Origin of the sequence: Kurthia massiliensis, assembly GCF_000285555.1 — a bacterium.
Classification (GTDB): domain Bacteria; phylum Bacillota; class Bacilli; order Bacillales_A; family Planococcaceae; genus Kurthia; species Kurthia massiliensis.
This window is the reverse complement of record NZ_HE611008.1, coordinates 27,110-37,687: the sequence shown is the minus strand read 5'-3', so window position 1 is coordinate 37,687 and position 10,578 is coordinate 27,110. Positions and strand designations below refer to the sequence as shown.

13 protein-coding genes are annotated in these 10,578 nt (G+C 37.2%); 2 read left to right on the top strand and 11 right to left on the bottom strand.

Features of this window, described 5'->3' with window-relative positions:
* Positions 1-1,064: 1,064 nt before the first annotated feature.
* Together KMHG_RS16595 and KMHG_RS18170 are read left to right on the top strand one after the other, a co-directional pair.
* On the top strand, positions 1,065-1,484 hold the full coding sequence (locus KMHG_RS16595; protein WP_010291255.1) for a hypothetical protein: 420 nt from the start codon (positions 1,065-1,067) through the stop codon (positions 1,482-1,484).
* A gap of 172 nt (positions 1,485-1,656) precedes the next feature.
* Complete coding sequence (locus KMHG_RS18170) at positions 1,657-2,196, top strand: HNH endonuclease (protein ID WP_010291254.1); 540 nt, start codon at positions 1,657-1,659, stop codon at positions 2,194-2,196.
* A 52-nt stretch (positions 2,197-2,248) separates the two neighbouring features.
* Here KMHG_RS18170 and KMHG_RS18165 read toward each other — a convergent pair whose 3' ends face one another.
* From KMHG_RS18165 to KMHG_RS16535, 11 genes are all read right to left on the bottom strand, one after another.
* The gene (locus KMHG_RS18165) at positions 2,249-2,584 is read right to left on the bottom strand and encodes a phage head closure protein (protein WP_010291252.1); all 336 of its coding nucleotides are present in this window, start codon (positions 2,582-2,584) and stop codon (positions 2,249-2,251) included.
* Between the two features lie 3 nt (positions 2,585-2,587).
* The gene (locus tag KMHG_RS16580) at positions 2,588-3,295 is read right to left on the bottom strand and encodes a head-tail connector protein (RefSeq protein WP_010291251.1); all 708 of its coding nucleotides are present in this window, start codon (positions 3,293-3,295) and stop codon (positions 2,588-2,590) included.
* A 246-nt stretch (positions 3,296-3,541) separates the two neighbouring features.
* Positions 3,542-4,873, bottom strand: coding sequence for a phage major capsid protein (locus tag KMHG_RS16575; protein ID WP_010291249.1), 1,332 nt, complete (start codon positions 4,871-4,873; stop codon positions 3,542-3,544).
* 157 nt (positions 4,874-5,030) lie between these two features.
* Positions 5,031-6,008: a phage portal protein gene (locus tag KMHG_RS16570; RefSeq protein WP_010291245.1), complete on the bottom strand. Its 978-nt coding sequence runs from the start codon at positions 6,006-6,008 to the stop codon at positions 5,031-5,033.
* A gap of 19 nt (positions 6,009-6,027) precedes the next feature.
* Positions 6,028-7,704 (bottom strand): terminase large subunit domain-containing protein, encoded by a 1,677-nt coding sequence (locus tag KMHG_RS16565; RefSeq protein ID WP_044505029.1) that lies wholly within the window; start codon positions 7,702-7,704, stop codon positions 6,028-6,030.
* Positions 7,679-8,029, bottom strand: a complete 351-nt coding sequence (locus KMHG_RS16560) for a P27 family phage terminase small subunit (protein ID WP_010291242.1) — start codon at positions 8,027-8,029, stop codon at positions 7,679-7,681. The genes KMHG_RS16565 and KMHG_RS16560 overlap by 26 nt, the downstream gene beginning before the upstream one ends.
* 92 nt (positions 8,030-8,121) lie before the next feature.
* Positions 8,122-8,271 (bottom strand): HNH endonuclease, encoded by a 150-nt coding sequence (locus KMHG_RS19880; RefSeq protein ID WP_369126193.1) that lies wholly within the window; start codon positions 8,269-8,271, stop codon positions 8,122-8,124.
* A 999-nt stretch (positions 8,272-9,270) separates the two neighbouring features.
* Positions 9,271-9,867, bottom strand: coding sequence for a hypothetical protein (locus KMHG_RS16550; protein WP_010291240.1), 597 nt, complete (start codon positions 9,865-9,867; stop codon positions 9,271-9,273).
* Between the two features lie 49 nt (positions 9,868-9,916).
* Complete coding sequence (locus KMHG_RS16545) at positions 9,917-10,096, bottom strand: hypothetical protein (RefSeq protein WP_026022154.1); 180 nt, start codon at positions 10,094-10,096, stop codon at positions 9,917-9,919.
* 46 nt (positions 10,097-10,142) lie between these two features.
* Positions 10,143-10,313 (bottom strand): hypothetical protein, encoded by a 171-nt coding sequence (locus tag KMHG_RS19200; RefSeq protein WP_154647385.1) that lies wholly within the window; start codon positions 10,311-10,313, stop codon positions 10,143-10,145.
* Between the two features lie 31 nt (positions 10,314-10,344).
* On the bottom strand, positions 10,345-10,536 hold the full coding sequence (locus KMHG_RS16535; protein WP_010291238.1) for a helix-turn-helix domain-containing protein: 192 nt from the start codon (positions 10,534-10,536) through the stop codon (positions 10,345-10,347).
* Positions 10,537-10,578: the final 42 nt, after the last annotated feature.

Sequence of the window (10,578 nt, the reverse complement as noted above, 5' to 3'; positions counted from 1 at the left end):
CCTTAACTTACTTTGTCTACTTAAATTTCTACTTCTACAATTTATTTAAGATTAGCCAACAACGAATTATATAGTCTTGCCTTACTTAGTAAGTTGATAAAGTAAAAAAAGAACTAGATTAATAGTTCTTTTCCTAGAGGCAATTATTATTTATTTCTTATTTCTATATACATTATATCAAAATTAAGTCAATAAGTCAAGTTTTTTATAGTCGATTAGTCCCAATAGGAAGAGGAAAGTAGGTAATATGACACTGGTTCTGACTGCGCCCAAAGTATAGTCCTAAATTCTTCTGGCTCTTGGTTCAAGTCGTGCTAAATCTCGTAAATAGTTAATATCAGTATTAGCACTTAACACAAAAAAAATAAGCCCTATTCGCAGCACGAACAGAACTTAGCTTGAAATTTATGGTTAGTATTGATAGAATTACTTTTGTAAATAGAAAAAGGAACCGCATAAGCTTACTTTGGTCGGTCAGCTACGGTTCCTTTAAACAACTCAATACCGTCATTCTACAGTATAGTAGAACAGAAGTCAACGCCGAAATAGACTTCTTTAACAAAAACAACTCGTAAGGTAATTCTCAGCCACTGCATAAAATGAGATAGACAGCAGACCAAACTTCACTCTCGAAAGTTGCTGTTGAAATGGTGAAAGCTACCACGTAAGAAAGTGCTGTATGTTAGGAAAGCCTTTGGACTTGATCCAGTGGCTCGTTGTCGTCCTTAACTTGATATGAACCCTTTAAATTGGAAGTATCTTAACTAACAAGTATTCCAAAGAAGAACGTTAGAGTTAAGGCAACTGCTCTAGGGAAGGTTGCGAGCAAGTAGATAACGAGTATTAATCCTATCGAGAGTGCTAAAATTTTATACTCACACTGCGACTGACGCTTAGCAAGGGTTCACCTATTGCTTTGAACGTCTTTTTTTTATGTTCTCAGCAGTAGGTGTTCCTATGCAGATTTACCTCTCCTAACTCCTTCTGCTTAGCAAAAGAGCGTCAAACACGCAACCGTAAATATATGGTAATATAGAGGAAAAAAACGAAAGTAGTTGATATACATGGCTAACTTAGTAGGTTTAGCTAAAGCATTGAACGAACGCTTACCATACAAGAAAGAGCAGCAAGACAGAATCTTGAAGCAATTGCTCACGAAAGAAGAATTAGCATCATTCGATGAAGGGTTCTATGTTGTTCAAAATGGAGAAGTTAAGAAAGTTCAAGGGAATGCAACACGTTCGGAATTTCGGTTCATAGCATTGGGTATGAAATTGGTGGTAGAGACTCCTAAATTCATGAGAGGATTCTATATCTTCTATCCAGAACAAGAAGAATTGACTTTAAACAGTCCATTACTGGTGCTGCGACAATTCGGCTACAGGTTCTTTAACGATGTATCAGACGCCGAAGTTATCCCAGAGATAGCGAACAAGTTTTTGCGTAGAGAATTAGGCTTGGAAAAAGAAGAAGTTGAATCATAAAAAAAGCCTGAACACTTTCCACTCACTCTTGGTTGTGTGCGGAACGAATGTATTTTTATGGTTGAAAATGATATAATATATATATAAACAGGAACACTTAATAAAAACTAATTCTTTATTAAAAACCCCAATTTTGATTGAAAGCATCATTCAATTTGGAGGTTTTTTATTTATGGCGATCGAGTTATGGAAACCAGTTTATTTATTACCAGGTATGAGCGAGTTTCGTGAAGAATATGAAGTTAGTAATTTCGGAAGATTGAAGTTGATTAGTGGTAAGGTTTCGAAGATGAAGCCGAATGAGTATGGTTATATCCGCACAGCACTTTATACTAAAGACAGTAAACAAAAAAGTATTCGACTTCATCGTCTTGTAGCCCTGGCGTTTGTTCCAGGCTACGAAGAAGATTTACAAGTAAACCACATTGACGAGAACAAGGCTAATAACCACTACACTAACTTAGAGTGGGTTTCAGCTAGGGAAAACAATAATCACGGGACACGAACAGAGCGAGCTGCCAACTCTCTATCTCAACCAGTAGAAGCTATTACAGATGGCGTTATTTTCACTTTCAAGTCAACACAACACGCTCATGAGTTTGGTTTTAATGGTGGTAGTGTTTCAGCAGCTTGTCGTGGAGTTTATTGTAAAAAAAATTCTCATGGCGGAACGAACTTCTACAAGGGTTATGAATGGCGTTATGCTAACTAAATATAAAACAAAAATAGGACAGCTCAATTAAGAGTTGTCCTTTTTTGTGTATTTATAAACTGCACCAAACCTCGGTATAGAATCCAGATTGTTCATCAGCCCAATTAATGAAGTCGATTTCATAAGTATTTTCTTTGTATTTCACGGACATGTAATTCTCTACTTGTTGTAAATCTGGATTGTCAGAGCGCACTAAAAATACGATGTTTCGTTTTGCGATAGTGCCAATTGCTCCTTTAATTTCCTCAGCTTGAACAGACTTAATCGCTGCCCATACTGATAAGACATTTGTTTCTACTTCAATCGTGTCTCCAATATCATCTTGCGTTTGTTGAATAGAAACGAACGTAATACGCTTGTTTAGATTATTTAAAGGTTTCCAACTCATGCTCTAAACCTCCTCTTCTAGAGTCCAGACTTTAGACGAAGTTTCGCTAACTAGGGTATAACGAGTTCCATTTGCAGCAAAGTTCAAGCCTTTTTCTAGAACTTTTCCACTGAATACATAGAGTGTTAAATCTTTTACATAGCCAGTCCACTCGAACATATCTCCCCATTCACCTTGCGCCCAATAGCTTTCAATGGCTGTTAAAACGGTTTGCTCTGGTGTTGAACTAATTACGCCGTATTCTGTGCCATCTACATTTAAGAAAGGCGTGTCAAAAGTTTCGCCATTTAATAGCGTAAAGTCCATTTCATTCTTAGCAGTTGCTTTATATGCCACGCCATTAATTTTGATGTCTACAGTCTCAACTGATGGCTCTGTAGGCTCTGGTTCTGGCTCAGTAGGTTCTGGTTCTGGCTCAGTAGCTTGTGGTGCTAAGAAGTCTAGTTGTTGAATAAGTGGATAAAAAGAGTGCGGTAGAGTGTGCTGTTCAGTTGTTGAAGTTAATGTTTTAGCTTCATACCAAGTTGCAGCTAAAAGCCCTACAACCATTTTGAAACGAGCGTCTTTAAAAATTGAACTCTCTTGCTCGGTAGTTTTAACATTGATCGAATTCAATACATATGCTTTAGCCGATTCTAAATGAATCATCAAGTTAGCATCGTCATAGTTGCCGTCAATGCGCAACATATCTTTAAACTCTTGCAATTCCATAGATATTTCTCTCCTTATTAGTCCCCAGAGAAAGAAGAAAAGTAAGTATTATAGGCTCGGCCCAGTAATCTAACCTTTCTATCCTTCTCTTGGAACAGCTTTATTTTAATTTTGGATAACTAATACTAATCAATTAGAAAAAGCTCTTAGAACGAACGCTAGTAGCCTTAGAATTGATATATAAACAAAAAAAGTGGAGACTGGGAATTATTATTTTCCCAATCCCCACTTAGGATTTATTGATTACTAAGCGCCGAAAGTAATAAACTTAGCGTCTTTACCGACAGATACTACATCGAAACGTAATACTGGTTGTAGCATGCGTCCGAAACGTGCGTGATTATACCAATCTAAATCTAAGTCTTGACGTTCAAGAACATAGATTTCTTCTAAATCACCGATGAACGCTTTCTTGTCGCCTTGTTCTCCGAATGCTTTATCTTCAACTACGTATACTGTAGCGCCGAATAAAGTTGCTACATCAGCTTTAGCTACGTCTGGTTGAAGCATATAACGGCCTTGTGCATCTTTAAGAGCAGAGATTTCAGCAAACATTGATTTAGTCATAACTACTGAAACTTTAGCGTTCGTAGGTTGTGCGATAATTTCAGCACGAAGAGCGTCTAAATCAGCTACAGTGCCAGTAGTTGCAGTCTTAAGGACTTTAGCAATTTCTGCATTTACAGTATTTGATTTTACGTTTTGTAAATGAGTTTTGATTGCTCCTACGATTTCAACGCCAGCATCATCAATAGCTTCTTGTGAGATAGGTAAGATTGCTCGGTGAGTTTGAACTTCGTAGCGAACAGGGGCAAGGATAGCGTCTAAGTCAGCGCCCTCAGCTAATTCAGCAGCAGTTGGTAGGACAGTGCCTTTTGCCATTACTGGAATAGTGCCAGAACCAGAGTTAACTTTAACTACGTTTACGGCGTTTTCTAATGTGTTTTCGTCAGTTTTCTCGAATACAGGTGCTAATACCTCTTGAGCCATACCGATAGTTTCAGTAGTCATGGCACGTGATTTTAAACCTTCTAATAAAGCTTGCTCAGTTGTTTGTGTGAAATTCATATTCTTTTCTTCTCCATTCTGTGATTTATTTAAGCTACGTGAAAGAACACGTGCTTCAGTTTTGTCATATGCGGGAATTGCTACAAGACTAATCTCGTAAAGCTTTTCGATTTGCTCAACGATTTTAAACTCGCCTTGCATACGAGCCTTACCTTCTTTGAAACTAAACGACATCTTATCGTATAAACCATCTTTAACTTTGTCGTAAGTTTCTTGGTCTACATCAGCTTCATAGTGCAAGCCTTTTTCGTCCACTGTGAGACGTAGAGAACCGTTTTTCGTTGTTGCTACAACTTTGCTATCTTCATGCGATAACATGAATTTAATGTTGCTTAAATCAACGCCATCTAAAGCATTAGGGGCAATAACTTCTTTAAATCCGCCTAAATCTTCGCTAGGCTCATTGAATACGATTGCTGTGCCAGTGATAGTTAATTTATCTGCTACAGTTTCTGGCTGTGCATCGGTTTGAACTTCTACTTCTTGTGTTTCTACTTGCTCTTTATCCAACCTAATCTCTCCTTTTCAAAATACTGTTTACAAAGTAAGTAAGGCTAAGAGCGATCAAATTTGTGCTACTCGCCCACCTCTCTACACTTAGGCTCCGAAATGGCGTTATAACTGACTTTGTTTTGAAGCCCAAGAGAAAGAGACTGATGTTAGATTACTACGCCACTTCTGATTCCTTAATTTCTTCTGGCTCTTGGCTATGTTCAGCAAAAGTTAGCTGTGCATTTAGCTTAAAGTCAAACTCTGCAATGATTTGATTAATAATCGGTTGTAGTGCTTGCTCGTGAAACTGCTTATGAATATCAGTATCTTTTGAGTTGGTTAGTTCCTCACCAAAATAAGACTTCGGAATACCAAACACTTTTCTGATTTGCTCAGAACTATATTTCGTATAATCAAGAACCTTGAAAATACTTGTGTCTACTGGTAAAGTTTCAAAATCCATAGTAGAGTCAAGCAGCAATGTCCCAGAAGAACCTAGATTCTTTAGACTATCCGAGAAGTTAGCTTTCACTGCATTTTTTTGCTCCTCTGTTAAGCGTCCTTCCTTGATTTTCAAAATACCGTTAGCGAAAATACCTTTCTTAAAGAACTCTAAAATACTGTTTAAGCCGTTCGCAGTAGCTTTAACTTCCGTTTTCAGAGCATTTAAAGGACTGACACCAATCAAACCATCGTTAGAGTTAATCTTGAAGTGAAGCACGTCCTCACTATTCAAGTAGAATTCAGACTTCGTTTCGCTTTGATAGCTATATTTGATTGTGCGATAGCTGTTCTTTTCAGCTACATGAGTATTTACTTTGCTCGGTTCTAATACTCGTAATTCTTTAATTACTGATAGTTCACGCTCAACATAAACGAACGCATTGCCATAGAACATTAGATTGCGAACAATTTCTTGCCAGAAGTCGTAGCCATTTTGATAGTTGTTAGGCTTGCGTAAAAACTTGTTCATGTAGTCCGTATTAAATGATTTCTCATGTGAAGCTACTCCGTCCGCAATAAGTTTGATCGCTGTGAAAATATCGCTATTCTCTAATGCGTTCCCACTTACTCCGCCACCATTAGCAAAGAACGCAGCATAAATATCATTTGCTGTAGTGTCTGGCGTATAATTTCTTTTCCAAAATGCCATTTCCATCTTCCTTTCTAAATTAGAATTTCCAAGTTGTTAATTTTTGTTCTGTAGCTTGATTAAAGTCGGCAAAAGGTAATTCAGTCCAACAGTTAATCATGGCCGCATAAGAGTCGATTTTCTTTCTGTTTTTACTCTTGTCGAAAAACAGCGCATCGTTTACACGCTTTTCTCGAACATTGACAAGAGCATTTTTCATCAACTGATTCTCTTGAAACTTAACTCTGCCATTACGAAGAAATTCACTAAAACTTTGAGTTGCTGGGCTTAACGTGAAAGCACCTTGACGAACAATGTTTAAATAGTCGCCATAGCCCTCAGACGTTAATTTCTCAATGAATGATGAACTTAGCGCACCATCGAAAAACACACCTTTAAGATGCAGTCCGTATTGCTCAACTACATCAATAATCAAGTCTCCAACTTCAATTGAGTTAATGCGGTCTTGACAGACAATTACTTGCCCTTGTTGTTCTAAAGCCGAATAGTTTACACCTTCGATTCTTGCTCGTTCTGTGAGAGGATAATCTTCACTTTCAACAACGAAATTAAAGGGAAATACAAGGACTTGCTCGCCTTTAATAACGTTGAAAATAACGCTCGTTAAATCGTTCGTGTAAGATAAGTCAACTCCTACATAAGCGTCTAACCCTTTGCAATCCAAGAGCGAGACAGAATGTAGGTTGTCCGCATAATCTTGATATGAATAGAGCGCACTTGCCGACTGTTTGACAATTAAATTGAAGTTCTTCACGTAGACGGGAATTAAATCTTTGCTCGCTTTGGCTCGTTGTAGTTCTGAACGAAGATACTCATAACCAGACTCGCCAAGTTTTTCGAGTAGAGGATTGGCTTTGAGCCACATATTTTCATTATTAATTTCGTTTTCGTTATCTAGTTCATAGAAGATTGGGAGATAGTTTTCAAAAGAAGTTTCACCGTTGAGGATTGAATCAATCATTGGAATTTCAGTAGCAAGCCACGGATAGCTAAGTTCCATTGAGTGAGTTGATACGATGATATTAAGAGGACTGCGTTGTAGCATTTGTGAGGATACTAATACATCACGCATTTCATTTGTTGGGGACATAGAATATTCATCGAGGATAAAGCAGCTAACGTTGAGTCCATCGAGTTTACGAGGATTGGTGATTACTTCGATAAACGATTTGCTGTGCTTATAAGTGATTTTCTTGGCGTAATTCTCTAAGTTGTTTCGTGCGTGAGCAGACGCTCGTTTAAGATGATTGACGTTATTCTTAGCCATATCAAATAAGTTCTGCGCTTGTCTCATTGAGTTGGCCGCAATATAAATTTGCCTATTATTTTCTTGTGATTCGCCATATAACAACTCGTATAAGCTAATAATCGAACTTAGGAATGACTTAGCATTCTTGCGGCCAAGTGAAATATAGACGTTTCTAAAACGCTTTAAATCGTTGTCTCGTCTACGCCAACCATAGATTGAAGCAAGAATAAACTTTTGAAAGTCTGCCAACTCGACACCTTCATAGCGAGCGATCAGTTCAGCAAACTTAATAACCTTTTCTGATTCCTCTTGGCTGTAATAATACTTATCAGATTGTTCTAAGTCTGACTCCAAGAGACAGAGAAGTTTAGTTAGTCTTTGGCTTCGTGGCTTGCTTGTGTCGCTCAAATATTCTTTGTAATTAAAGAAGTGGGTCAATACTTTCATCTTCCTTCTCGGCAGACAAGTTTTTCAGTGTAAGACGAGATTTAACATTAAGTCCTAACTGATTACTGATTTGCTTAAGTTCTTTAGTTGAATTGATGAAAATATCGAAACAAGGATTGCGTTTACCGTTCTCAGCTAGTGGCGCATTGTCCAGTTCTGCCTTAGCACGTTTTGAAAGACTGTAGAGTGTTAAGTAGGATTCGATCGTTCCAATATCGGCTACGTCTGTATCTAGTTCAAGCAGCATAGGTGTAATCTGTTGAGCATGCTTTCTAGCAATTTCGTCTAAATCTAATTCCTTGATAAGTGTTTCTAATTGATTCATATGTGATTTCTCCTTTTCTCAGTATTTTGGGGCATTGCGCTAAAAATTTGAGGGCATCTTCGTTCATTTCGCAGTTCAGAGTAGCCCCCCTATTAAGTTTGAAAGTGAATTTTGTTATGGCAATTTCTACAAACTGTCTGTAGATTCGTGATGCTCAAAGCTAAATCTGGTCTGTCCTTAACTTCCTTGATATGGTGAACGATTAAGTTTTTATATTCCAGAAAACCCTTTTGCCAACACACTTCGCAGCACGGATTGAGTTCTAACTTTAACTTTCGTAGTTCCTTCCAAGCAGTCGTTTTATAGAACGAGTGAAGTTCTGTATCACGTTGATACTTGTTATACTCTTTATGCTTAGAACGCCTTACACGCTCAATACAAGCCTTACAGTAAGCGTCTTTACCTTTATACTTGGCTCTACATAAAGGGTTCTTACAAGTCTTATACACATCTATCACCTTCCTTTACTTTGTGAGTTCGTTATGTAAAAAAAAGACGAGTGATGAAGGCTCGCCTTTTAAGAAAGAAGCTGCGTGAGTGAAGAAGGACTCACGACTTGTTTGCCAGTCGGAGAAACTGGACTTAAAATGGTGAACTTAAACGAATTCCCGAACATCGTAGTTCGGCAGAGCTACATCTTGTGTAGTCTGACATAATCAAACGAAACAGAAAAACGTTCTATCTAATAATAGGTTAGGAAATAAACTCTTAATTTCCTTCCTACACTTAGGCTCCGAACTCGTTCTTTAAAATTATGTATAGCTTTAGCAGCCACCACACTACTAAAGCCTTTATATAAATAGGAGGATTGCGAACCGTTCTATTTATCTGATAGAACTTAGATTAGTTTTTCAATCTGTAGCCCAAGAGACAGAAGAAATGAATGGTTATCCTTAATACTGTGCGCACTAGCGCCACCAATCATAATCGTGCCAAGTTATACCAGAATCATCTACTACTACTATTCTTCTGGCTCTTGGTTATCATTTAGAATAGATATACTTTGTTGCTTGCCATACATATTTACAACTAACGGCTAATAAAATTAAATAAGTCAGAATAATAAACATTAGCAATCTCTCCTTTCTAATAAGTGCTAACTCATATTTTTAGTTAATGATATAGTATAGGTTCTATGCTGTTAACCAAATATATGAGTTATGAAATGTTTTACTGGGACATTACTTTTCTTATTTAATGTTATAGAGAATATATAGGAAAAGTAATGTCCCACTTAGTTTCTAGATTAGTTGTTGTCCTTCTTTAACTAATTCATTCCAAGCACAAACATCTAATACAAATTGTTTCTCGAAGTTCAATGCTTCAAACTCGCCAACTAGAATCTCATATGAAACTTCTTTAACGTATTGTAGGTATTTCCAAGCTTGAAACTGTCTGCCTGTTGCTGGGCGATAAGTGCCGTCAAGTTGTAAAGCATGATATTCAACTGCTGTAGCATCAGCAAGACCAGTAGCTACTAAACGTTCTCTGTAGTTCTGTGCTGTTTTAGATTGTGTAGTGATTAAATTGTTGTATTTATCAGTAGGCTTTTTACCATAAACCTCGACCATAACCAGTTCCTTAAATAAGTCAAAGTTAAGGTTGTGTGGTAATTGGCAAACTGCCTTTAACCATTCGTCAAAGTTTTTAGGTTGCTTATCTTCTTCTGTAGCTTTGTCTAAAACATATGCTTTAGATTTGCCTACTTTAGTTTCCTCAATGAATTTATAGCCATGCTTTAAAAAGAACTCTGATAAGTCCTTTTGGCGTGTTAATGTTCTACGATTAACTTTTAATTTTTCCTCGATTTGTTTTGTTGTAAGTGTGATTGTCGTCATTTGTTAGTATCTCCATTTCTATATTATTGTTTATTCGTATCGGTGTTGCTTAGTTGGCAAGGATAGCCATTAGAGAGTTAAACTTCTCGTCATTCTTAAAGAAGTAAACTTTATATCCAGGATTGTTTCTATTAGGAACAACTTCTACAAGTGTTGCGCCATACTTCACTAATTCCATTGCTACAGAGCGTTTAAATACTGGGCGGTTATTACGTTTAGTTTGAGTCATTTGTTTGTCTCCTTTAGTTTCGTTTTGTTGTTTTGTGAAAGTTGTATTACTTGCCAAGCACCTTCATTAGGCTATTAAATGTGTCGTCTACTTCGAAGTAGTAAACATCATATGAAGGGCGATGGCGATTAGGTTTAGTATCTACCAACTTCGCACCGTATTTGATTAGTAATAAAGCTAAGTCTCGTTTGAAAATACCTTTTGTTGGTTTTGTCATATTATTTGTCCCCTTTTTCGTATCGTTTTATTTACTTGATTAGTTCTGCGATCAAATGAGCGTTCGTGGCATCTACTGGCTTCACTTGATAATCTTTGTTGATATATGAACCCTTCTTAATTGCGCCAAAAACTGACTGGCGAGTAATGCCGAATTTCTTGGCAATCTCTGCTTGTGTATTATGAACACTAATTGCTGCGCCTTTAAAATATAAGATATACATTGCGATAACTCCTTTCTCTTACCCTTAGGCTCCGAACTCGTG